Genomic DNA, 21,739 nt, shown 5'->3' with positions numbered 1-21,739 from the left:
TGAGTCCGGTCCCCGGCCGGGGTCGGACCACCATGACGACCTTCGCGCTCCTGCACGGCGCGGGCGACGGCGGCTGGGCCTGGCACCTGGTCGGGCGCGCGCTCGTCTCGCGCGGCCACCGGGCCGTCGCGCCCGACCTGCCGACCGACCGCGCCGACGCGACCTGGCACCACTGCGTCGACGTGGTCGAGGCCGCCCTCGACCGCACGGACCGGCTCGACGACCTGGTGGTGGTGGGGCACTCCGCCGGCGGGTTCGTCGTGCCCCTCGTGGCCGAGCGGCTGGCCGGGCGCCGGGACGTGCGGCTGCAGGTGTTCGTGGCCGGGATGGTGCCCCGGCCGGGCGAGAGCGCCGCGGAGTGGTTCGGTGCCGTCGGCTGGACCGGCGGGGTGCCCGACCTCGACGACGACGTGCCACCCGGGCTCGCGGCCGAGGCCGCCGCCCGGGAGCGGCCGACCTCCGACCGGCTGGGCGCCGCGCCGTGGCCGGCGGCCGCCCTGCCCGCCGTCCCGAGCCGGTACGTCATCACCACCCGCGACCGGTTCCTGCCGCCGGCGGTGCAGCGGCGGGTCGCCGCGGACCGGCTGGGCATCACCGCGCCCGACGAGGTCACGACCGGGCACTGCCCCCACCTGAGCCGGCCCGAGGAGCTGGCCGACCTGCTCGCGGGTGATTCCCCCTAGGCCGCCACCGGGTGCTGCCGGGCCCGGTAGCGCCGCACGACCAGCTCTACCAGGAACCGGTGCGCCCCGAGCACGTCGGCGACGACCGGCGCACCGGCGGCGGAGGCGGTCGCCCGCACCTCGTCCGCGTCCGGGCCGGGGGCGAGGAGGTACGGCGAGACGGCCGTGCCGCGGCCCAGGAGCTCCTCGGGGCGCGGCACCGGGCCGGTCTGCGCCGCGAGCCGCACCGGTCCGGTCCAGGTGTGGGCGAGCAGTGCCGCTGCGCGCACGAGCCGTTCCTGGTCCTCCGGGCGGTGCGACCCGGGCGCCACCATCACCACCGCCCGGCCCGGACGCGCCCCCGCGGCGATCAGCCGGGAGGCCTGGGCCGCGGCGAGGAGCGGGTGCGGCCCGAGCGGTCGGCCGTGCGGGAGGGCGCCGTCCAGCGCCACCGGCACGACGACCGGCGGGCGGACCGCTCCGGCGAGGACGCCCCGAAGCCCGTCGCCGCACGTCGCGACCGCCGGGACGCCCAGCGCGGCGGCCGCCCGTCGGGTCACCTCGGCGACGACAGGGCAGCCCGGCCGGCCGACCGTGACCAGCAGGCTCATGCCGCGGCGGCCTTGCGGTGGCCGACGAACACCCGGCCCTCGACGATCTTGACGTCGTAGGCCGGCACCGCCGCGCCCGGGTCGTCGAGGCACTTGCCGGTGCGCAGGTCGAAGGCGTGCCGGTGCGAGGGGGACGCGACGAACGGCACGTCGCCCCGCAGGCCGACGATCCCCTTGGCGATGACCGAGGCCTTGGCGAACGGGTCGTGGTTGCCGAGGGCGAAGACCCGGTCGTCGGCGAGCCGGAAGATGGCGATCGCCTGCCCGTGCACCAGGGCGGTGGCGGCCCGCTCGACCTCGAGGTCGACCAGCGCGCACACCGGCTGCCACTGGTCGTGCGCGGCTCGCGGGGTCACGCGGCCGAAACTAGGTCGCCCAGGTTCACGACCGGGTTTCGTCGTGCAACGGGCGTGTAAATCGTTGCTCGCACCGGTGCCCGAGCCACGCGCACACGCCGCGATAGCCTCCGCTGCGTGCCCGCCGCCGTCGTCGTCCTCGCCGCGGGTGCCGGCTCCCGCGTCGGCGCCGAGGTCAACAAGGTCCTCCTGCCGCTGGGCACCCAGGCCGTGCTGGCGTGGTCGGTGCGCGACGCGCTCGCGGTCGACGACGTCGCCCGCGTGGTCCTGGTCGTGCGAGCAGGCGAGGAGCAGGCCGTCGCCGACGCGGTGACCCCGCACCTCGGCGACGGCGAGGTGCTGGTGGTGACCGGCGGCGCGACCCGGCACGCCTCGGAGTGGCGGGCGCTGCGCGCGCTCGCCCCCGAGATCGACGCCGGCGCGATCGACGTCGTCGCCGTCCACGACGGGGCCCGGCCACTGGCCGGCGTCGAGCTACTCGCGGCGACCGTGCGCGCCGCCCGCGAGCACGGCGGCGCGATCCCCGTCGTGCCGCTGAGCGGGCTCGTGTCGGTCGCGGGCGACCGGCTGCCGACCGGGCTGGTCGGCGTGCAGACGCCTCAGGCGTTCCGCGCGGGCGCGCTGCTCGCGGCGTACCGCAGCGCCGACGCCGACGGCTTCGAGGGCACCGACACCGCCAGCTGCCTGGAGCGCTATCCCGACGTCCCGGGAGGACCGGTGCGGATCGCGGCGGTGCCCAGCACCTCGCGCAACCTCAAGATCACCTTCCCCGAGGACGTCGACCTGGCGCTCGCCCTCGCCCCGCCGTCCGCGCCCTGACCTCCGGCCCTGCGGACAGGTCAATCCGGGGTCGTCAGCGCCTCGAGCAGGCGTACGTCGTCCTCGCCGGCGACCCGGCGGGCCGACGGCGGCGCGTCGGCGAGCTCCACCACGAACCGGGCGCGGAGGTCCTCGACCAGCTCGGCGAAGTCCAGCGACGGCAGGCCCTCCAGCTGCGCCACGGCGCTCGCCGGGAGCACGACCGGCGAGGCGACCGCGACCAGGCCGGCGCGGTCGACCGTCGCGCCGACGAACCCGTCGGCCGACTCCTTGACGGTGTCGGTCACCGGCCGGGTGCCGACCACGACGACGTCGCGCTCCACCGCGCGGGCCAGGCAGGCCGCGATGAAGTCCGCGGGTGTCATCGGGCACAGCGCGTCGTGCAGCACCAGGGGCTCGCCGGCGTCGACCAGCCCGGCCCACTCGGTGCCGATGTCGACCAGCGTCACCCCGGCCTCGGCGAGCGCCCAGGACGCGGCGACCACCAGGCCCTCGCCGTGGACGAGCGCGAACGGGAGCGAGCCCCGTCCGGCCTCCACCACCGTGCCGAGCGCTGCGGGCGCACCGTCCTGCTCCTCGTCCCAGTCCACGCCCCGACCCTAGGCCGCTGGCCCGCACCGGGGCCGGGTCGGGACGGGCCCCGGGACGCGACGAGGCCCCCGGGTGGTCACCCGGGGGCCTCGATCGATCAGCTGGTCGGCCTGCTGGGCCGGCCGCGGTGGTGCGTCAGGAGGCGAGGACCTCGTCGAGCATGGCCTCGGCCTTGTCCTCGTTGGTCTTCTCGGCGAGCGCGAGCTCGGAGACCAGGATCTGGCGCGCCTTGGCGAGCATCCGCTTCTCGCCCGCGGACAGGCCACGGTCGCGCTCGCGGCGCCACAGGTCGCGCACGACCTCGGCGACCTTCATGACGTCGCCGCTGTGCAGCTTCTCCAGGTTGGCCTTGTAGCGGCGCGACCAGTTGGTCGGCTCCTCGACGTGCGCGGCACGCAGCACGTCGAACACGCGGTCCAGGCCGTCCTTGTCCACGACGTCGCGGACGCCGACGAGGTCGAGGTTGCACGCAGGAACGCGCACGACCAGGTCCTGCTGGGCGACGATCCGCAGGACGAGGTACTGCCGGTCCTCTCCCTTGATGGTCCGCATCTCGATGTCCTCGATGACAGCGGCCCCGTGGTTCGGGTAAACAACCGTTTCGCCGACGGTGAAAGTCATATGTCAGGTACCCCTTCCTAGGGCACCATCTTAACACGCGTCTGGACCACCCGGATCAGCGTTGTTGCAGGTCAGAGCCACAATCCGGTCTTGACAAGGCACGGGGCGATGTGCAGGCGGTAGCCCCGCGGAGGTCACCGGGAACCACGAAACCGCAGGTGAACCGCGTGGTTCGCCCGTTCCCGGAGGTGACGCAGGCGATACTGCCGCCATGGCGAAGAGGGAGCGCTTCCGGCGCCGAAGTGGTACTGCCGGGGCCGAGCAGACGGGTTCCGTGGCGCTCGAGGAGCCCGTCGAGGGTCCCGTCGACGAGCCCGTCGCCCAGCCGACTGAGGCGAGCACCCGTGCCACCGGAGCCACCGCTGTCGCCGCACCCGCCGAGCCGCGGCCCGCGGGCGACGTACGCCGCCGGCGCGGGCTGCGCGACCTGGAGCCGCTGCTGCTCGTCCAGGCGAGCCACCCGCGGCAGGCCGTCCTCACCGCCCTCGGCATCGCCGCCTGCGCGGCCCTGGCGGGCCGGGAGCTGCGCGAGGTCGGCGTGGTCCTCGCGACCGTGCTCGTCGGCCAGGCCGTGCTGGGCTGGCACAACGACATCGTCGACCGCCGCCGCGACGCGCGCCACGACCTGCCGGGCAAGCCGGTGGCCCAGGAGCGGCTGGAGCCGGGGTCGGTGTGGTTCGCGATCGCGTGCGCCGTGCTCCTCCTGGTCCCGCTGTCCATCACCACCGGCATCACGGCGGGCAGCGCCTACCTGCTCTCGGTCGCGATCGGTCTGCTCGGCAATGTCGTGCTGCGCCGGGGCCTGCTGTCGTGGGTGCCGTGGGCGGCGTCGTACGCGCTCTACCCGGCCTACCTCTCCTACGGCGGCTGGGGTGGGCAGCACGAGGGCAACCCGCCCGAGGTCGCGATGGTCGCGCTGTTCGCCCTGCTGGGCATCGGCGTGCACGTGCTGCGCGCGCTGTGGGGCCTCGTGCCGGACAACAAGGACGGCTGGACCTACCTGCCGCTGCGGCTCGGCCTGCGCCTGGGCGCCGCCCGCCTGCTCACCCTGGTGTCGGTCTACCTCGGGATCGTGCTGGTGGCCCTCGCCTTCGCCGGCACCTCGGTCGGACTGGCCCGGTAGCCACCGCTAGGCTGAGGGCCACCTTTGGCCGCTCACCCTGCGAGGCTCCAGAACATGCTGCTCCGACGCAACACCGCGCTCGCCCTCGGCGCGCTCGTGCTGACCGTCCCCGCCCTCGGCTCGTGCGGGTTCAACTACGCGACCGACCGGGTGACCAACTACTCCAACACCGCGAACGAGCGGTCCGCGGACGTCGACGTGGTGGGCGCGGTCATCGTGTCCGAGGCGGCCGGCAGCGGCACGTTCCTCGCCACGCTGTCGAACAACCCGGAGGCCGACGAGGACACCCTCGAGGCGATCTCCGGTGGTTCCGGCGTCGAGCTCGAGGTCGCGGACTTCGAGCCCTACGAGATCGCCGAGGGCGGTCTGGTCTCGATGCTGCAGGAGGGTGGCGTCCGCGTCACCGGCGACTTCGAGCCCGGCGACTTCGTCCCGCTGACCCTGGAGTTCGGCAACGGCGAGTCGGTCGAGCTCACCGTCCCGGTCCACCCCGCGTGCGACGAGTACGAGGGCCTCGACGACGCCCCGCAGGCCGACGGCGCCGCCTCGACCACCGAGGCCGAGCCGTACGACTGCGAGGGCGTCTCCGTCCAGGACCCGGGCCACGAGGGCTCCGAGGCGCCGGAGACGGAGTCGGAGTGACCTACCGCCTCGTCCTGCTCCGCCACGGCGAGAGCGAGTGGAACGCCAAGAACCTCTTCACCGGCTGGGTCGACGTCAACCTCACCGAGAAGGGCCGCGGCGAGGCCGTCCGCGGCGGTGAGCTGATGCGCGAGGCCGGCGTGCTGCCCGACGTCGTGCACACCTCGCTGCAGCGACGCGCGATCAACACCGCCTGCCTGGCCCTCGACGCGGCCGACCGGCACTGGATCCCGGTGCGGCGCTCGTGGCGGCTCAACGAGCGCCACTACGGCGCCCTGCAGGGCAAGGACAAGAAGCAGACCCTCGAGGAGTTCGGCGAGGAGCAGTTCATGCTCTGGCGCCGCTCCTTCGACGTCCCGCCGCCGCCGCTGGCCGACGACGCCGAGTACTCCCAGGTCGGGCTCCCCCAGTACGCCGACCTCGGCGAGGAGATGCCCCGCACCGAGTGCCTCAAGGACGTCATCGCGCGGTTCCTGCCGTACTGGGAGTCGTCGATCGTCCCGGACCTCCGCGCGGGCCACACGGTGCTCGTCGCCGCCCACGGCAACTCGCTGCGCGCGCTGGTCAAGCACCTGGACCGGATCAGCGACGAGGACATCGCCGGGCTGAACATCCCCACCGGCATGCCGATGCTCTACGAGCTCGACGAGGACCTGCGTCCCGCCGCCCCGGGCCGCTACCTCGACCCCGAGGCCGCCGCCGCCGCTGCGGCCGCCGTCGCCAACCAGGGCCGCTGACCGCTCGGCGGTTCCGGGCTCGTCGGCAGGGGTAGTCCGGCACCGGGGCGCCCTCGTGGGGTTGGTCCGCCACGAGCGCGTCCTCGCCGGCCTCGGCGAGGGCCCGGGTGTGCCGGACTACCCCGACGGCCGCGCCACCCCCGCGCCGCCGCCGGGGGCGTTCAGGCGCCGACGGACGTGGGGTTGTCGCCGGTGACGACGAAGACCACCCGGTTCGCGACCGAGACGGCGTGGTCGGCGATCCGCTCGTAGTACCGCCCGAGCAGGGCGACGTCGACGGCCGCCTCCACCCCGTGCTGCCAGTCGTCGGCGAGCAGCTCGGAGAAGCTGCGCCGGCGGAGCTGGTCCATCTCCTCGTCGTCGCGGCCCAGCGCGATCGCGGCGGCGACGTCGCGGCGGGTGATGATCTGGGCGACCCGGCGGACCATGTCCTCGGCGACCGTCGCCATCCGCTCGATGGTGGGGCGCACCTCGTCGGGCACCGCGACACCGGGCACGCGCAGCCTGGCGATCTTCGCGACGTGGACCGACAGGTCGCCCATCCGCTCCAGCTCGGTGACCATCCGCAGCGCCGCGACGACCGTGCGCAGGTCGCCGGCCACCGGCGCCTGCAGGGAGAGCAGCTGGAACGCCGCCTCCTCGACCTCCTCGCGCTGCCGGTCGATCTCGGCGTCGCCGCTGATGACCGCCTCGGCGACCTCGGCGTCGCCGGTGAGCAACGACCGGGTCGCCTCGCGGACCGCCTGCTCGACCCGGCCGCAGATGCCGGCGAGGTCGACGAAGACGGACTCGAGCTGGTCGTGGAAGGCGTCGCGCATGTGACCGAGGGTGGGGCACGGTACGCAACGAGGGAGGGTGATGGGGTGAACGCGGGGTGAACGTTCCCCGACCGAGGCCTCGGACGGCGAGGGCACGGTCGGGCGAGCCGTACGATCGCACCGTGGACCCGACGATGCAGGCGTTCCTCGCCGCCATCATCGGGGCCGTCGTCGGTGGCGCGGCGGTGCTGGCCTGGTCGGTCAGCGAGCGCCAGCAGCAGCGGGTCCCCGCGGCCGACGAGCCCGTCGTGCCCCCGGGCGTGGCCACCGTCCTGTCGGTCCTGCGCAGCAGCGCGGTCGTCGTCGACGAGTCCGACGTCGTCCTCAAGGCCAGCGCGCCGGCGTACTCCATGGGCCTGGTGCGCGGCACCGTGCTCACCTCCGACGAGCTCGCCGACCTGGTGCGCCAGGTCCGCCGCGACGGCCAGATCCGCGAGACCGAGCTGCTGATCGCCCGCAGCGGCGTCCCGCCCCGCAACGTCACCGCCCGCGTCGCCCCCCTGGGCTCGCGGCTGGTCCTCGTGCTCGTCGAGGACCGCACGCGGGAGCGTCGCGTGGAGGCGGTACGGCGCGACTTCGTCGCCAACGTCAGCCACGAGCTGAAGACCCCCGTCGGCGCGATCCGGCTGCTGGCCGAGGCGGTCGGCGAGGCCGCGGACGACCCGGAGGCGGTGATCCGGTTCTCCGACCGGATGCTGGTCGAGAGCGAGCGGCTCGGCCAGCTCGTCCAGCAGATCATCGAGCTCTCGCGGCTGCAGGGCGACGACCCCCTCGAGGCCCCCCAGCCGGTCGCGATCGACGAGGTCATCGGGGTCGCGGTCGACACCAGCGCGATCGACGCCGACGCCAAGCGGATCACCGTCGTCAGCGGCGGCACCACCGGCCTGCGGGTGCTGGGCAACGCCGAGCAGGTGACCGCCGCGGTCTCCAACCTGGTCGCGAACGCCGTGTCGTACTCCGACCCGGACTCCACCGTCCTGGTCACCACCAAGGCCACCGACGGGATGGTCGAGGTCTCGGTCGTCGACCAGGGCATCGGCATCCCCACCGAGGAGATCGACCGGATCTTCGAGCGCTTCTACCGCGTCGACCCCGCCCGCCACCGGTCCACCGGCGGCACGGGCCTGGGGTTGTCCATCGTCAAGCACGTCGCCGCCACCCACGGTGGCGAGGTGCGTGTCTGGTCGGTCGAGGGGCAGGGGTCGACGTTCACGCTGACCCTGCCCCAGCACACCGACCAGCACATGTCCGAGCCCCTCATCGGGGGCCTGAACCAGGAGGACCGCCCGTGACCCGGGTACTCGTCGTCGAGGATGAGGAGAGCTACAGCGATGCTCTCTCCTACATGCTGCGCAAGGAGGGCTTCGAGGTCGCCGTCGCGGCCGACGGCCACGCAGCGATCTCGGAGTTCGACCGCAACGGCGCCGACATCGTGCTGCTGGACCTGATGCTCCCGGGCATCCCCGGGACCGAGGTGTGCCGCACGATCCGGCAGACCAGCAACGTGCCGGTGATCATGGTGAGCGCCAAGGACGACGAGGTCGACAAGGTGGTCGGGCTCGAGCTCGGCGCCGACGACTACGTCACCAAGCCCTACTCCCCCCGCGAGCTCGTCGCCCGGATCCGGGCCGTGCTCCGGCGCGGCACGGAGCCCGACCTGGCCCCCGCCACGCTGGAGGCGGGGCCGGTGCGGATGGACGTCGAGCGCCACGTCGTCACCGTCGACGGGCAGGAGCAGCGGCTGCCGCTCAAGGAGTTCGAGCTGCTGGAGATGTTCCTGCGCAACCCCGGCCGGGTGCTCACCCGCGGGCAGCTGATCGACCGGGTCTGGGGCTCGGACTACGTCGGGGACACCAAGACCCTCGACGTCCACGTCAAGCGGCTGCGCGCCAAGCTCGAGCCGGACCCGGGCGAGCCGAAGTACCTCGTCACCGTGCGCGGGCTGGGCTACAAGCTCGACCTCTAGGCCGGCGGCCGCTCGGAGCGCTGACCGGCCTCGAACGCCCGGCCGACGGCGACGGCGAGCGGGACCACCAGCACCAGCCAGGACGCCGCCAGCGCCGTGAGGATCCACCACATGCCGGCCTGATCGGCACCGGACGGGGCCCGCTGAGCCGAACCCCTGCGCGGCCCTGGCCGGACCAGTCCACCCCTCGTGCCCGGCGGTGGCGGCCGATCGCGCATCGACGTCCGATATCCGCGTGTCGCCGGGGCCGGACCGTCCCTAGGCTTGCGCGGTGACGACCCGTACGACGACCTCCGCCTCCCCCGCCCCGACCACGCCGACCGCCGGACCCGCCTGGCTCCCGGTCGCCGCGGTCGGCGTGACGCTGGTGCTGTGGGCCTCGGCGTTCGTCGCGATCCGCCACCTCGCCGACGACTTCGGGCCCGGCTCGCTCTCCCTCGGCCGGCTGGTGGTCGGCGCCGTGGCGCTCAGCCTCTTCGTGGTCGGCCGCCGGCTGCCGCGCCCGACGATTCGGCAGTGGGTGTCGCTGCTGACGATCGGCGTGCTCTGGTACGGCGTCTACAACGTCGCCCTCAACGCCGGCGAGCACCGCGTCGACGCCGGCACCGCGGTCATGCTGATCCAGGTCTCGCCGGTGCTGATCGCCCTGCTGGCCGCGGTGTTCCTCTCCGAGCGGTTCACCGTCTACCTCGGGCTGGGCCTGGCGCTGGCCTTCGGCGGCGTCGCGGTCATCGCCCTGTCGACCTCGGAGGCCGACGACCGCGATCCCCTCGGCGTGGTCCTCTGCCTGGTCGCCGCACTGGTCTACTCGATCAGCCTGGTGCTGCAGAAGCCGCTCGTCGCCCGCCTCTCGGCCCTCCACGTCACCTGGCTGGCGTGCACCATCGGCGCGGTCGCCTGCCTGCCCTGGGCCGGGCAGCTGGTCCGGGAGGTCGGCGACGCCCCGACCAGCTCGGTGCTGTGGGTGGTCTACCTCGGGGTCTTCCCGACCGCGATCGCGTTCACGACGTACGCCTTCGCGCTGCAGCACATGACCGCCTCCAGCCTGGGCATCACGACCTACCTCGTCCCGCCGATCACCATCGTGCTCAGTGTGCTGCTGCTCTCCGAGGCCCCGCCCACCATGGCCTACGTCGGCGGCGTGCTCGCCCTCGTCGGCGTCGCCGTCGCCCGCCGCAAGCCGCGCTCGGTCGTCCAGGAGCCGGCTGCCGCGGCGTGACCCGGTCGCTGGTGCCGCCCGTGCCGCACGAATCGTTCAATTGTCGAGTTCCGACGGCGTGGAAGCGCTCCCACCGGGCTGTGGGCCGCCGCAATCGCGCAATTGAACGATTGCGACGGCCCGAGGACACGAGCGCGGAGCCTCAGCCCAGGCTGCCGGGCCCGACGTCCGGCTCGTCGCCGGACTCGAGCCACCCGCGGAACGCCTCGAGGTTGCGGGTGGACACCCCGCGCAGCTTGCGCCACTCCCACTCCTTGCGGATGGAGGAGGCGAAGCCGAGCTCGAGGATCGCGTTGAAGGACTCGTCGGCGTAGGACAGCACCGAGCCGAGCAGCCGGTCGAGCTCGTCGGGGGTGACCGAGGAGAGCGGCAGCCGGCCGTCGAGGTAGATGTCGCCGGTGCGGTCGACGGCGAAGGAGACGGCGTACATCCGCAGGTTGCGCTCGAGCAGCCAGCGGTAGACCCGCTCGTGGTTCTCGTCGGGGTTGCGGCAGACGAAGGCGTGCACGCCGAGCGCGTGCTCCCCCACGTCGAGGCGGACCGCGGTCTGCAGCTTCTTCTCCCCGGGCAGGGTGAAGGAGAAGAGGCCCTCGCGGGTCTCCTCGAACTCCAGCTCGTTCTCGGCCAGGTAGGACCGGACGGTCCCGGCGACCTGCTCGTTCACGCTGCGGCCTCCCGCATGCCGGAGCGGGCCCGGCGGTAGACGTCGAGGGTGGCGGCGGCGGTCGCCTCCCAGGAGAACTCGCGCGCCTGCTCCAGCGCGCCGGCCGCGAGCCGGTCGCGCAGCAGCGGGTCGCCGACCAGGCGCCCCAACGCGCCGGCCCAGTCCCGGGGGTCGTGCCCCTCCACGAGCAGCCCGCTGCGGCCGTCGCGGACGACGGTGGTGAGCCCGCCGACCGCCGCGGCGAGCACCGGGGTGCCGCAGGCCTGGGCCTCGGCGGCGACCAGCCCGAAGGACTCGTTGTACGACGGCACCGCGACGACCGTGGCGGCGGCGTACCAGCGGGCCAGCGCGGCCTGGTCGACCGGCGGGACGAACCGCACCACGTCGGCGATGCCGAGCTCCTCGGCGAGAGCGGCGAGCGACTCGGGCCGGTCGAGCCCGGAGCCGGAGGGCCCGCCCACGATCGGCACGACCAGGCGGGAGCGCAGGTCCGGGGAGCGGCGGAGCAGCTCGGCCACCCCGCGCAGCAGCACGTCGGGGGCCTTGAGCGGCTGGATCCGGCCGGCGAAGAGCAGGACGTGGGCGTCGCGGGGCAGGCCGAGCCCGGCCCGGGCGGCGACCCGGTCGGTCGGGCAGAAGACCGTGAGGTCCACGCCCGGGTGGACCACCTCGACGCGCGCCGGCTCCGCGTCGTACAGCTCGATGAGCTGCTTTGCCTCGAGGTCGGTGTTGGCGATGAGCATGTCCGCGGCCTCGACGACCTGCTCCTCACCGATGATCCGTGCGGCGGGCTCGGGGGCGTCGCCGGCGGCGAGCGCGGCGTTCTTGACCTTCGCCATCGTGTGCATGGAGTGGATGAGCGGGACGCCCCAGCGGTCGCGGGCGAGCGCGCCGACCTGGCCGGAGAGCCAGTAGTGGGAGTGCACGACGTCGTAGTGGCCGACCGGCTGCACCGCCTCCGCGCGCAGCACCTCGCGGGCGAAGACGCACAGCTGCGCGGGCAGCTCGGCCTTGGTCAGCCCCTCGAACGGGCCGGCGTGCACGTGGCGCACCGACACCCCGTCGTAGGCCTCCACGACCGGCGGCAGCGCCGAGCTGGTCGCGCGGGTGAACACGTCGACCTCGATGCCGTGGCGGGCGAGCCGCTTGGCGACCTCGACCACGTAGACGTTCATCCCGCCGGCGTCGCCGGTGCCGGGCTGGTCGAGCGGGGAGGTGTGCAGGCTGATCATCGCCAACCGCCTGATCGCGTCCACGCTCGTCCTCCCACTGCCGTCCGCCGGTCCTCCGGGGCCCAACCGGCGGAGGTCCTCGGTTGTTCCCACCACCCGGCGTGGCGGCCGGTACCCATCGGTCGCACGACCGCCGCCCGGCCGGGCGGGGGTCGGCACGGCGAGCCAGTGTGCCAGCGCCCCGGGGCGCTCCCGACAATGGTCGCCATGACCGAGACGTCCTCCGCCGCAGCCCCCACCCGTCGTACCGCCGTCGTCACCGGTGCCAGCAGCGGCATCGGCGCTGCGACCGCCCGGATGCTGGCCGCGGAGGGGTTCCACGTCTTCTGCGCCGCGCGCCGCGCGGACCGGGTCGAGCAGCTGGCCGCCGAGATCGGCGGCACCGCGGTCGTGTGCGACGTGACCTCCGAGGACTCCGTCGCGGCACTGGCGCAGACCGTCGGCGACCGGCTCGACGTGCTGGTCAACAATGCCGGCGGCGCCTTCGGGTCGAGCCCGGTCGCGCAGGCCGACAGCGACGAGTGGCGCCGGATGTACGAGGTCAACGTCATCGGCCTGGTGCAGGTGACCCGGGCACTGCTGCCGGCGCTGGTGGCCAGCGGGGCCGGGGTGATCCTCAACGTCGGGTCGACCGCGGGCCGGATCGCCTACGAGGGCGGCGGGGGCTACACCGCCGCCAAGCACGGCACCCAGGTCGTCACCGAGACGCTGCGCCTGGAGCTGTGGGACCAGCCGGTCCGCGTGTGCGAGATCGCGCCCGGGATGGTCCGGACCGACGAGTTCGCGCTGGTGCGCTTCGACGGCGACCGGGAGAAGGCGGAGGCGGTGTACGCCGGGGTCGCCGAGCCGCTGACCGCCGAGGACGTCGCCGAGGCGATCACCTGGATGGTCACCCGTCCCGCGCACGTCAACGTCGACGAGCTGGTCATCCGCCCGCGCGCCCAGGCCGCCCAGCACAAGGTGCACCGCGTCCTGGACTGAGCCGTCCGGGGCGACCGCGGGGTGACCGTGGCGTGACTCCGGTTACCGAGCGGTAGAACACGGGCCGGAGGTCTGCCAGGGTGGGCCCATGCAGACGATCGGACTTCTCGGCGGGCTCGGCTGGAAGAGCAGCGCCGTCTACTACGAGGGCCTCAACCGCGGCGTCGAGGAGCGGCTCGGCGGGCTCCACTCCGCACGGACCGTGCTGGCGTCGGTGGAGTTCGCCGAGGTCACCGAGCTGGCCGCGGCCGACCGCTGGGACGACGTCGCCGCGCTGCTGGTGACCGCGGCGCAGGGCGTGGAGCGGGCCGGTGCGGACTTCCTGCTGATGTGCACGACGGCGTACCACGAGGTCTTCGACCAGGTCGAGGCCGCCGTCGGCGTACCCGTGCTGCACCTCGCAGACGTCGTCGCCGACGCCTGCAAGGAGGCGGGGGTGTCCTCGGTCGGGTTCCTCGGCACGAAGTTCTCGATGACCCGCCCGTTCTTCACCGACCGGCTCGCCGGCCACGGCATCACCGTGCACGTGCCGGACGAGAAGCACCACCAGGAGCTCGACGACATCGTGTACGGCGAGCTCGTGCACAGCCGCGTCCTCGACTCCTCCCGCCGCCGCGTCGTCGAGGTGGTCGACCAGCTGTGGGACGCCGGCGCCGCGGGCGTGGTGCTGGGGTGCACCGAGCTCGAGCTGCTCGTCAAGCAGGCCGACGCCGACATCCCGGTCTTCCCCTGCACCACGCTGCACGTCGCTGCTGCGCTCGACCGGGCCCTGGCGGGGTAGTCACGGACGTTCCTGACCTCCAGCGTGGTGGTCGGGGGCAGAAACGTCCGTGACTACCCCGGCACGCGGTCCGGCGGAAAGCCCCCGGTCGCGACCGGCCCCCACGAGGTGGGCGTGATCCGGAGCAGCGACTTGCCCTGCTTGCGCATGGCCTGGCGGTACTCCTCCCAGTCCGGGTGCTCCCCGGAGATGCAGCGGAAGTACTCCACCAGCCCGTCCTCGGCCTCCTGCGAGGGCATGTCCAGCACCTCGCACGTGCCGTCGACCTGCACCCAGGCGTCGTTCCACTCGTCGGAGAGGACGAGCACCGAGCAGCGGGGGTCGCGGCGGAGGTTGGTGGCCTTGGCGCGGTCGGGGTAGGTCGAGACGACGATCCGGTCGTCCGCGGAGACCCCGCCGGTGACCGGCGAGAGCTGCGGGCGGCCGTCGGCGCGGTGGGTCAGCAGCACCAGGTGGTGGCGGGTGCGGACGAAGTCGAGCAGCTCGGGCAGCTCGACGCGGGTGTTCGTGGCGATCGAAGGCATGCGCCCCCGGTGCCCAGGGAGGTGCCGTGGGCCACGTCCGAGGATGCGGGCCGACCACGGGGCCGCCACTAGACTCGACGAGGCCCTCGTGTGGCCCAGCGCCACCGAGCACCACTCCTTGACCTCGACGGAAGCGACGTACCACTGCCATGCCCGGAACCACCGCACGCACGGACCTGCGCAACGTCGCGATCGTCGCGCACGTCGACCACGGCAAGACCACCCTCGTCGACGCCATGCTCCGCCAGGCCGGCGCGTTCACCGCGCACCAGGCCGAGAGCGTCGCCGAGCGGGTCATGGACTCCGGTGACCTCGAGCGCGAGAAGGGCATCACGATCCTCGCGAAGAACACCGCCGTCCACTACGCCGGCCCCGCCGCCGGCGGCCAGCCGATGACGATCAACATCATCGACACCCCCGGCCACGCCGACTTCGGCGGCGAGGTCGAGCGCGGCCTGTCGATGGTCGACGGCATCGTGCTGCTCGTCGACGCCTCCGAGGGCCCGCTCCCCCAGACCCGCTTCGTGCTCCGCAAGGCGCTCAACGCCGACATGCCGGTGATCCTGGTCGTCAACAAGACCGACCGCGGCGACGCGCGGATCGCCGAGGTCGTCGACGAGACCTACGAGCTGTTCATGGACCTGCTCGACGACAGCCACAGCCAGGAAGCGCTCGACTTCCCCGTCGTCTACGCCTCGGGCCGCGCCGGCGTCGCGGGCCTGGAGCAGCCGGAGAACGGCGAGCTGCCCGACAGCCCCGACCTCGAGCCGCTGTTCAAGACGATCCTGGAGACCATCCCGGCGCCGACGTACGACGAGGGCGCGCCGCTCCAGGCCCACGTCACCAACCTCGACTCCTCGCCGTTCCTCGGCCGGCTCGCGCTGGTCCGCGTGCACCAGGGCGAGCTGCGCAAGGGCCAGCAGGTCGCATGGATGAAGCGCGACGGCTCGGTCAACCGCGTCAAGATCACCGAGCTGCTCGTCACCGAGGGCCTCGAGCGCAAGCCCGGCGAGACCGCCGGCCCCGGCGACATCGTGGCGATCGCGGGCATCCCCGACATCACCATCGGCGAGACGCTGGCCGACCCGGAGAACCCGGTCGCCCTGCCGCTCATCCACGTCGACGAGCCGGCCATCTCGATGACCATCGGCACCAACACCAGCCCGCTGGTGGGCCGGGTCAAGGGCGCGAAGGTCACCGCCCGCCTGGTCAAGGACCGCCTCGACTCCGAGCTGATCGGCAACGTCTCGCTGCGCGTGCTGCCGACCGAGCGCCCCGACGCCTGGGAGGTCCAGGGCCGTGGCGAGCTGGCGCTGGCGATCCTCGTGGAGCAGATGCGCCGCGAGGGCTTCGAGCTGACCGTCGGCAAGCCGCAGGTCGTCACCCGCGAGATCGACGGCAAGGTCCACGAGCCGGTCGAGCGCCTGACCATCGACGCGCCCGAGGAGTACCTCGGCACGATCACCGAGCTGCTCGCCTCCCGCAAGGGCCGCATGGAGCAGATGACCAACCACGGCACCGGCTGGGTCCGGATGGAGTTCCTGGTCCCGGCGCGCGGCCTGATCGGCTTCCGCACCCAGTTCCTCACCGACACCCGCGGCACCGGCATCGCCCACCACATCTTCGAGAAGTACGAGCCGTGGGCCGGCGAGATCCGCTCGCGCAACAACGGCTCGCTGGTGGCCGACCGCAAGGGCGCGGCGACGGCGTACGCCATGACCTCGCTGCAGGAGCGCGGCGTGATGTTCGTCGAGCCGACCACCGAGGTCTACGAGGGCATGATCGTCGGCGAGAACTCCCGCGCCGACGACATGGACGTCAACATCACCAAGGAGAAGCAGCAGACCAACATCCGGTCCGCCACCTCCGACAACTTCGAGAAGCTCATCCCGCCGAAGAAGCTCTCGCTCGAGCAGTGCCTGGAGTTCTGCCGCGACGACGAGTGCGTCGAGGTCACCCCCGAGATGGTGCGCATCCGCAAGGTCATCCTCGACGCCAACGAGCGCGCGAAGATCGCCAGCCGCGCCCGCAAGTCGAAGTAGCTGCCCCAGCCCTCACCCGCCTCGTGATGCCCGGCGTGCGCTCCAGCGCACGGTGGGCATCACGAGGCGGTGCTGTTCGCGGGGGGGGGCGTCAGTCCTCGACGCCGATGTCCTCGTTCCACAGGGTCGGCTGGTCGCGGATGAAGCCGGCCATCATCTCCACGCAGTCGGCGTCGTCGAGCACGACCACCTCGACGCCGCGCTGGCGCAGGAGGTCCTCGCCGCCGACGAAGTTGCGGTTCTCGCCGATCACCACGCGCGGGATGCCGTAGAGCAGGATCGCGCCGGTGCACATGTCGCACGGCGAGAGCGTGGTGACCATCGTCGAGCGCGCGTAGACCGACGCCGGCAGGCGGCCGATGTTCTCCAGGCAGTCGGTCTCGCCGTGCCGGGTGGCGCTGCCGAGCTGGACGCGGCGGTTGCGGCCGGTGCCGAGCACCGTGCCCTCGTGGACGAGGGCTGCCCCGATGGGGATGCCGCCCTCGGCGAGGCCGTTGCGGGCCTCGGCCAGCGCGGGGGCCAGCAGCTGGTGGTCGGTCATGTCGACTCCGTTCGGAGAGGGGGGTGGGGTACGACGGGCGAGGGAGCCGGTCGGTCAGGCGCGGCGGTAGGCCTTGAGGTAGGAGCCGGGGTAGCGCACGGTCCGCCCGCCGATGGCCAGCGCGACGATCACCGCGAGGTACGGCAGCGCGAGCATCAGCTCGCCGGGCACCGCGTCGAAGGCGGAGGTGATGGCCAGCTGCAGCTGCAGCGCGTCCATCCCGGCGAAGATGAGCGCACCGAGCACGGCCGGCCACACCCGCCAGCGGGCGAAGATGACCAGCGCGATGCAGACCCAGCCGCGGCCGCTGACGATGTCGAGGGTGAAGCTGCCGAGCACGGCCAGGGTGAGGAACGCCCCGCCGATCGCCATCAGCGCGCCGCCGACCATGAGGGCGACGTACCGGGTGGCGGTGACGGAGATCCCGGCGACGTCGGCGGCCTCGAAGCTCTCGCCGACCGCGTGCAGGCGCATGCCGAGCCCGGTCGAGCGCAGCACCCACCAGGCGGCCGGGGCGAGGACCAGGAAGCCGACGTACGTCAGCCAGTGCTGGTCGACGACCTCGGTGCCGCGGAAGAGCACGTGGAATTTCTCGTCCAGGGTGGGGCGGTCCCCGGCGTAGAGCAGCCGGAAGGTGAACTCGCACCCCGCGATCAGCAGCAGCGTGAGCCCGAGGCCGGAGACGTGCTGGTTGAGGCCGAGGGTGACCACGAAGAAGCCCATCAGCGCCCCGGCCAGCACGCCGGAGACGATCGCGGCGACCAGGCCGAGCCAGGGCGAGCCGGTCCGGGCGGCGGCGAGGAAGCCGACGAACGCGCCGAGGTACATCGTCCCCTCGATGCTGAGGTTGAGCACCCCGCTCCGCTCGGTGACGAGCTCGCCGATGCCGGCCCACACCAGGGGCGTGGCGATGGTGAGCATGGCGCCGATGAGCGCCAGCAGGTTGATGCTCATCGGGAGCCTCCTCGTCGCCACTGGAGCCGGTACCGGCGCCAGCTCATCGCCGACAGCACCGCCAGCAGCAGCAGTGCGCTGAACATGGCGCCCAGCTGGGCGGGGACCTGCAGCACCAGCGAGACGTTCTGCGCGCCGACCGAGATGTCGCCGAGCAGGAGCGCGACGAGCACGACGCCGAGCGCGCCGAGGCCGCCCAGGGTCGCGACGATGACGCCGGTGTAGCCGTAGCCGTCGCTGATGCCGGAGGTCAGCTGGTGCTGCACGCCCATGACCTGGGAGGCGCCGCCGAGACCGGCGACCGCCCCCGAGACCAGCGCGCAGCGCCACTGGAGCCGGCCGACGTCGACGCCGCTGAACCCCGCAGCGCCCGGCGCCTGTCCGGCGGCCTTGATCCGCACGCCGACCGCCGTGCGGGCCAGCACGACGCCGGCCACCACGATGACGACGACGGCGACCGCGAAGCCCCAGTGGACCCGGCTGTCGGGGACCAGCGCCGGCAGGTCGTAGCCGGTGCCGAGCCGGTCGGAGTCGGTGAAGCCGCTGCTGGAGTTGCGCCAGGGACCGTTGAGCAGCCCCTGGACCACCAGCAGGGCGACCGGGTTGAGCAGCAGCGTCGTGACGACCTCGTCGATGCCGGCGTGCCGCTTGAGCCAGGCCGGGACCACCGCCCACAGCAGGCCACCGGCCGCACCGGCGAGGAAGCCGAGCGGGAGGGCGGCGTACGCCGGCAGGTCGGTGAACGTCGTGCCGACCCAGGTCGTGCCGACCGCGCCGAGCAAGAACTGCCCCTCGGCCCCGATGTTCCAGTAGCCGGCACGGAAGGCGATGGCCACCGCGATGCCGGTGAACAGCAGCGGCGTCGCGGTCAGCAGCACCTCCTGCACCCCGTGCACCGAGGTGAGCGGGGTGACCAGGTAGCGCTCGAACGCCGAGAACGGCGCGGCGCCGGCCAGGCGGATGGGGACGGCGGTCAGGGCCACCGTCACAAGGACGGCGACGAGCACCGCGGCGGGCGCGAGCCAGCGCGGCTCGTGGCCGCGCAGGACGAACTTCATGCCGATCCTCCTCCGGCCATCAGGACGCCGAGCCGGTCGGGCGTCGCCTCGGAGACGGGCAGCTCGCCGACGACCTCGCCGCGGAAGAGCACGACGATGCGGTCGCTGAGCGAGCGGATCTCGTCGAGGTCCTCAGAGACCAGCAGCACGCCGGCCCCCTGCGTGCCCAGCTCGTCGAGCTGCTGGTGGACGTAGCGGTAGGCACCGATGTCGAGACCTCGGGTCGGCTGGGCGGCCACGAGGACCCGGGGCCGCCGGTGGAGGGCGCGGGCGAGCAGGACCTTCTGCATGTTGCCGCCGGAGAGGGTGGCGACCGCGTCGGTCGGGCGGGCCCGGATGTCGAAGCGCTCGATCATCGCCTCGGCGTGGGCCCGGACGGCGCGGCGGTCGAGCAGTCCGCGCCGGGTGTACTGCGGGAGGTCCTCGAGGACGAGGTTGTACTCCACGCTCATCTGCGGGACCACGCTGCCGCGGCGGTCCTCGGTGAGCCGCCCGAGGCCGGCGGCGAGGCGCTCGCCGACGCCGGCCCGGGTCACGTCGCGGCCGTCGACCTCGAGGGACCCAGCGGAGACCGGGACGACCGCGCTGAGGACGTCGACCAGCTCGGTCTGCCCGTTGCCGGAGACCCCGGCGAGGCCGACGACCTCACCGGCGCCGACGGTGAGGTCGATCCCGCTCAGCACGTCGCGCCCGTCCCGGGTCACGGTCAGCCCGGTGAGCCGGAGCACCGGCTCGCCCGAGGTGGCGGCAGCGGCCGGAGCAGCCGGGGCAACCACCGGCACGTCGGTCATCCCGAGCGCCGCCTCGACGTCGCCGGTCGCGCCGTCGTCGGCGGTGACCTGCGCGCCGACCTCGGCGGTGCTGCCGCCCATCATCAGCGCGGCCAGCTCCTCGTCTCGCACGGTCGCGGTGGCGCGCTCGCCGACCAGGCGGCCGCGGCGCAGGACCACGACCCGGTCGGAGATCTCGGCGACCTCGCGCAGCTTGTGGGAGACGATCAGGATGCCCAGGCCGGCCGCCTGCAGGCGGCGCACGGTCGCGAAGAGGGCCTGGACGTCCTGCGGGGTCAGCACCGCCGTCGGCTCGTCGAGGATCACCACCCGGCAGTCGTGGAAGAGCGCCTTGACGATCTCCACCCGCTGCCGCTCGCCGATCGAGAGGGTGCCGACGAGCCGGTCCGGCTCGAGGGTGACCCCCACCCGCTCCATGGCCTCGACGACGCGGCGCCGGGTCCCGGCCCGGTCGAGCGGCCCGAGCCCGAGCCCGGAGAGGGCGACGTTCTCGGCCACCGTCATGGTCTCGACCAGGGAGAACTCCTGGGTGACCATCCCGATGCCCGCGGCCATCGCGTCCTTGGGCGACCCGATGTCCAGCGGCACGCCGTCCATGGCGACCGTGCCGGCGTCGGGCCGGACGAGGCCGTAGACGACCTTCATCAGCGTGGACTTCCCGGCGCCGTTCTCCCCGAGCATCGCGACGACCTCGCCCGGTGCGACGCGCAGCGAGACGTCGTCGTTGGCGACCAGGTCGCCGTACCGCTTGGTGATGCCGCTCAGCTCGAGGAGGGGACGGGCCACGGTGTCCGTGGCTCCGCCGGTCACTGCTTCGACACGTCGATCGAGCTGGCCGGCGCGCTCTCGTCCACCGGCGTGGTGAAGCTGCCGTCCAGGATCGCCTCCTGCTTGGCCTCGACCTTCGCGACCAGCTCCTCCGGCACCCCACCGACCACGTCGGTGTTGATCTCGGCCAGCTCGCTGCCTCCGACCTTCATGAAGGAGAACTCACCGAGGTCGACGGCCTGCGCGCCGTCCTGGGCCTGCGCGACGACCGCCTCGACGGTCGGGCCCATGTGCCACAGCAGCGAGGTGACGACGTTCTCGGGGGCCTCCTCGCGCTGGTCGACCATCATGCCGATGACCGGGATGTCGGCCTCCTCGGCGGCCGCGATCACGCCGTCGCGCTCGGCGAACAGCACGTCGGCGCCCGCGGACACGTGGGCCTGGGCGGCCTGCTTCGCCGCGGCCGGGTCGAAGAAGCTGTTGATGAAGGAGATCTTCACCGTGGCCTTCGGGTTGGTCTCCTTCACGCCCTGCACGAAGGCGTTGACGATCCGGTTGACCTCGGGGATCGGCATCGCGCCGACGATCCCGATGGTGTCGCTCTCGGTCATCCCGCCGGCGAGCATCCCCGCGAGGTAGGCGGGGTCCTGGAGCCAGTTGTCGAAGACGCTGAAGTTGGGCTCGACCGGGTCCTCGCCGGAGCCGAAGGCGAAGGGGATCTCGGGGAACTCCGCGGCGACCTTGCGCACGGCCTCCTCGGCCGCGAACGCGTCGCCGATGATCGCGTCCGGCTCCTCGTTGGCGGCGATGTCGCGCAGCCCGCGCTCCATGGCGTCGGAGGTGCTGAGGTCGTCCACGTGCTTGTAGCGGATCTCGCCGGAGTCGGCGGCCTCCTGCAGGGCGGCGTGGATCGCGCCGTCCCAGGGCTCCTCGAGCGGGGTGGCGTACACGCCGTACACGAGCGGGAGGTCCTCGGACCCGGAGCCGCCGTCGTCGGCCTCCTCGCCGGTGGCGCCGCCGCACGCGGAGAGCGCGAGCGCGCCGGCGACGGCGAGGGCCAGCCAGGTACGGCGTGCTCCGCGGCGGCGGGAGGAGCGGGACCGGGTTGCGGGAAGGACGTTCATGGGAACCACCTCGGGGCTTCGACGGGAGTGCGCGGCGGGGCCGGCAGCCGTCAGTCAAGCGGGCCTCGAGCAGGCACCACAAGGGACACCGCGTCCTGTTGTTCCGCGGTGGAC

At 73.3% G+C, this 21,739-nt stretch carries 24 protein-coding genes; 11 read left to right on the top strand and 13 right to left on the bottom strand.

Going from position 1 to position 21,739, the window contains the following annotated elements:
• Positions 1-32: 32 nt before the first annotated feature.
• Positions 33-683, top strand: a complete 651-nt coding sequence (locus AB0N29_RS11950; RefSeq protein ID WP_364866964.1) for an alpha/beta fold hydrolase — start codon at positions 33-35, stop codon at positions 681-683.
• Here the strand turns inward: AB0N29_RS11950 and AB0N29_RS11945 are convergent.
• Together AB0N29_RS11945 and nirD are read right to left on the bottom strand one after the other, a co-directional pair.
• On the bottom strand, positions 680-1,273 hold the full coding sequence (locus AB0N29_RS11945) for a hypothetical protein (RefSeq protein ID WP_302268211.1): 594 nt from the start codon (positions 1,271-1,273) through the stop codon (positions 680-682). The two genes, AB0N29_RS11950 and AB0N29_RS11945, sit on opposite strands and share 4 nt — an antisense overlap.
• Complete coding sequence (gene nirD, locus AB0N29_RS11940) at positions 1,270-1,629, bottom strand: nitrite reductase small subunit NirD (RefSeq protein ID WP_302268212.1); 360 nt, start codon at positions 1,627-1,629, stop codon at positions 1,270-1,272. Before nirD ends, AB0N29_RS11945 begins: the two co-directional genes overlap by 4 nt.
• 117 nt (positions 1,630-1,746) lie before the next feature.
• On the opposite strand from nirD, the gene AB0N29_RS11935 reads away from it, so the two are divergent.
• Positions 1,747-2,448 (top strand): 2-C-methyl-D-erythritol 4-phosphate cytidylyltransferase, encoded by a 702-nt coding sequence (locus AB0N29_RS11935; protein WP_364866960.1) that lies wholly within the window; start codon positions 1,747-1,749, stop codon positions 2,446-2,448.
• Positions 2,449-2,468: 20 nt separating this feature from the next.
• On the opposite strand, the gene AB0N29_RS11930 is transcribed toward AB0N29_RS11935, so the two are convergent.
• Both AB0N29_RS11930 and AB0N29_RS11925 read right to left on the bottom strand, forming a co-directional pair.
• Entirely contained in the window at positions 2,469-3,038 is a 570-nt protein-coding gene (locus AB0N29_RS11930) for a 2-C-methyl-D-erythritol 4-phosphate cytidylyltransferase (protein WP_302268214.1), read from the bottom strand.
• Positions 3,039-3,174: 136 nt separating this feature from the next.
• Positions 3,175-3,660 carry a CarD family transcriptional regulator gene (locus tag AB0N29_RS11925; protein ID WP_302268215.1) on the bottom strand — a complete coding sequence of 162 codons (486 nt, stop codon included), beginning with the start codon at positions 3,658-3,660 and terminating at the stop codon, positions 3,175-3,177.
• A 274-nt stretch (positions 3,661-3,934) separates the two neighbouring features.
• On the opposite strand from AB0N29_RS11925, the gene AB0N29_RS11920 reads away from it, so the two are divergent.
• From AB0N29_RS11920 to AB0N29_RS11910, 3 genes are read left to right on the top strand one after another with little or no spacing between them, the layout of a single operon-like run.
• Positions 3,935-4,783 (top strand): UbiA family prenyltransferase, encoded by an 849-nt coding sequence (locus AB0N29_RS11920; protein WP_364866957.1) that lies wholly within the window; start codon positions 3,935-3,937, stop codon positions 4,781-4,783.
• Positions 4,784-4,837: 54 nt separating this feature from the next.
• Positions 4,838-5,425 (top strand): hypothetical protein, encoded by a 588-nt coding sequence (locus AB0N29_RS11915; protein ID WP_364866955.1) that lies wholly within the window; start codon positions 4,838-4,840, stop codon positions 5,423-5,425.
• On the top strand, positions 5,422-6,162 hold the full coding sequence (locus AB0N29_RS11910) for a phosphoglyceromutase (protein WP_302268219.1): 741 nt from the start codon (positions 5,422-5,424) through the stop codon (positions 6,160-6,162). Before AB0N29_RS11915 ends, AB0N29_RS11910 begins: the two co-directional genes overlap by 4 nt.
• A 161-nt stretch (positions 6,163-6,323) precedes the next feature.
• Here the strand turns inward: AB0N29_RS11910 and phoU are convergent, their stop codons facing one another.
• On the bottom strand, positions 6,324-6,980 hold the full coding sequence (phoU, locus tag AB0N29_RS11905; protein ID WP_364866952.1) for a phosphate signaling complex protein PhoU: 657 nt from the start codon (positions 6,978-6,980) through the stop codon (positions 6,324-6,326).
• Positions 6,981-7,102: 122 nt separating this feature from the next.
• Here phoU and AB0N29_RS11900 point away from each other — a divergent pair, with 122 nt between their 5' ends.
• The 3 genes from AB0N29_RS11900 (at position 7,103) to AB0N29_RS11890 (ending at position 10,165) form a co-directional block, all read left to right on the top strand.
• Complete coding sequence (locus tag AB0N29_RS11900) at positions 7,103-8,272, top strand: ATP-binding protein (RefSeq protein WP_364866950.1); 1,170 nt, start codon at positions 7,103-7,105, stop codon at positions 8,270-8,272.
• Positions 8,269-8,946 carry a response regulator transcription factor gene (locus tag AB0N29_RS11895; protein WP_302268224.1) on the top strand — a complete coding sequence of 226 codons (678 nt, stop codon included), beginning with the start codon at positions 8,269-8,271 and terminating at the stop codon, positions 8,944-8,946. The genes AB0N29_RS11900 and AB0N29_RS11895 overlap by 4 nt, the downstream gene beginning before the upstream one ends.
• 271 nt (positions 8,947-9,217) lie before the next feature.
• Positions 9,218-10,165 (top strand): DMT family transporter, encoded by a 948-nt coding sequence (locus tag AB0N29_RS11890; RefSeq protein WP_302268225.1) that lies wholly within the window; start codon positions 9,218-9,220, stop codon positions 10,163-10,165.
• A gap of 142 nt (positions 10,166-10,307) precedes the next feature.
• Here the strand turns inward: AB0N29_RS11890 and AB0N29_RS11885 are convergent, their stop codons facing one another.
• Complete coding sequence (locus AB0N29_RS11885) at positions 10,308-10,829, bottom strand: YbjN domain-containing protein (RefSeq protein ID WP_364866947.1); 522 nt, start codon at positions 10,827-10,829, stop codon at positions 10,308-10,310.
• Positions 10,826-12,061, bottom strand: a complete 1,236-nt coding sequence (gene mshA / locus AB0N29_RS11880; RefSeq protein WP_302271717.1) for a D-inositol-3-phosphate glycosyltransferase — start codon at positions 12,059-12,061, stop codon at positions 10,826-10,828. Before mshA ends, AB0N29_RS11885 begins: the two co-directional genes overlap by 4 nt.
• 207 nt (positions 12,062-12,268) lie before the next feature.
• Between mshA and AB0N29_RS11875 the strand changes: the two genes are divergently transcribed.
• Entirely contained in the window at positions 12,269-13,042 is a 774-nt protein-coding gene (locus tag AB0N29_RS11875) for an SDR family oxidoreductase (protein ID WP_302268228.1), read from the top strand.
• An 88-nt stretch (positions 13,043-13,130) separates the two neighbouring features.
• Complete coding sequence (locus AB0N29_RS11870) at positions 13,131-13,823, top strand: amino acid racemase (RefSeq protein ID WP_302268229.1); 693 nt, start codon at positions 13,131-13,133, stop codon at positions 13,821-13,823.
• Between the two features lie 53 nt (positions 13,824-13,876).
• Here the strand turns inward: AB0N29_RS11870 and AB0N29_RS11865 are convergent, their stop codons facing one another.
• The gene (locus AB0N29_RS11865) at positions 13,877-14,347 is read right to left on the bottom strand and encodes a PPOX class F420-dependent oxidoreductase (RefSeq protein WP_364866944.1); all 471 of its coding nucleotides are present in this window, start codon (positions 14,345-14,347) and stop codon (positions 13,877-13,879) included.
• Between the two features lie 149 nt (positions 14,348-14,496).
• On the opposite strand from AB0N29_RS11865, the gene typA reads away from it, so the two are divergent.
• Positions 14,497-16,389: a translational GTPase TypA gene (typA, locus tag AB0N29_RS11860; RefSeq protein ID WP_302268232.1), complete on the top strand. Its 1,893-nt coding sequence runs from the start codon at positions 14,497-14,499 to the stop codon at positions 16,387-16,389.
• A 91-nt stretch (positions 16,390-16,480) separates the two neighbouring features.
• Here typA and AB0N29_RS11855 read toward each other — a convergent pair whose 3' ends face one another.
• The 5 genes from AB0N29_RS11855 to AB0N29_RS11835 are packed head-to-tail and all read right to left on the bottom strand — an operon-like array spanning position 16,481 to position 21,625.
• Positions 16,481-16,930, bottom strand: a complete 450-nt coding sequence (locus tag AB0N29_RS11855; RefSeq protein WP_302268233.1) for a nucleoside deaminase — start codon at positions 16,928-16,930, stop codon at positions 16,481-16,483.
• Between the two features lie 54 nt (positions 16,931-16,984).
• Positions 16,985-17,884, bottom strand: a complete 900-nt coding sequence (locus AB0N29_RS11850) for an ABC transporter permease (RefSeq protein WP_364866941.1) — start codon at positions 17,882-17,884, stop codon at positions 16,985-16,987.
• Positions 17,881-18,942, bottom strand: a complete 1,062-nt coding sequence (locus tag AB0N29_RS11845; protein ID WP_302268236.1) for an ABC transporter permease — start codon at positions 18,940-18,942, stop codon at positions 17,881-17,883. The genes AB0N29_RS11850 and AB0N29_RS11845 overlap by 4 nt, the downstream gene beginning before the upstream one ends.
• Positions 18,939-20,519, bottom strand: a complete 1,581-nt coding sequence (locus tag AB0N29_RS11840) for an ABC transporter ATP-binding protein (RefSeq protein WP_364866938.1) — start codon at positions 20,517-20,519, stop codon at positions 18,939-18,941. The genes AB0N29_RS11845 and AB0N29_RS11840 overlap by 4 nt, the downstream gene beginning before the upstream one ends.
• Positions 20,520-20,539: 20 nt before the next feature.
• Positions 20,540-21,625: a BMP family protein gene (locus AB0N29_RS11835; RefSeq protein ID WP_302268238.1), complete on the bottom strand. Its 1,086-nt coding sequence runs from the start codon at positions 21,623-21,625 to the stop codon at positions 20,540-20,542.
• Between the last annotated feature and the right edge of the window lie 114 nt (positions 21,626-21,739).

Origin of the sequence: Nocardioides sp. NPDC092400, assembly GCF_040684155.1 — a bacterium.
In the GTDB taxonomy this organism is placed as follows: Bacteria; Actinomycetota; Actinomycetes; order Propionibacteriales; family Nocardioidaceae; genus Nocardioides.
This window is presented reverse-complemented; position numbering and strand designations above follow the sequence as displayed.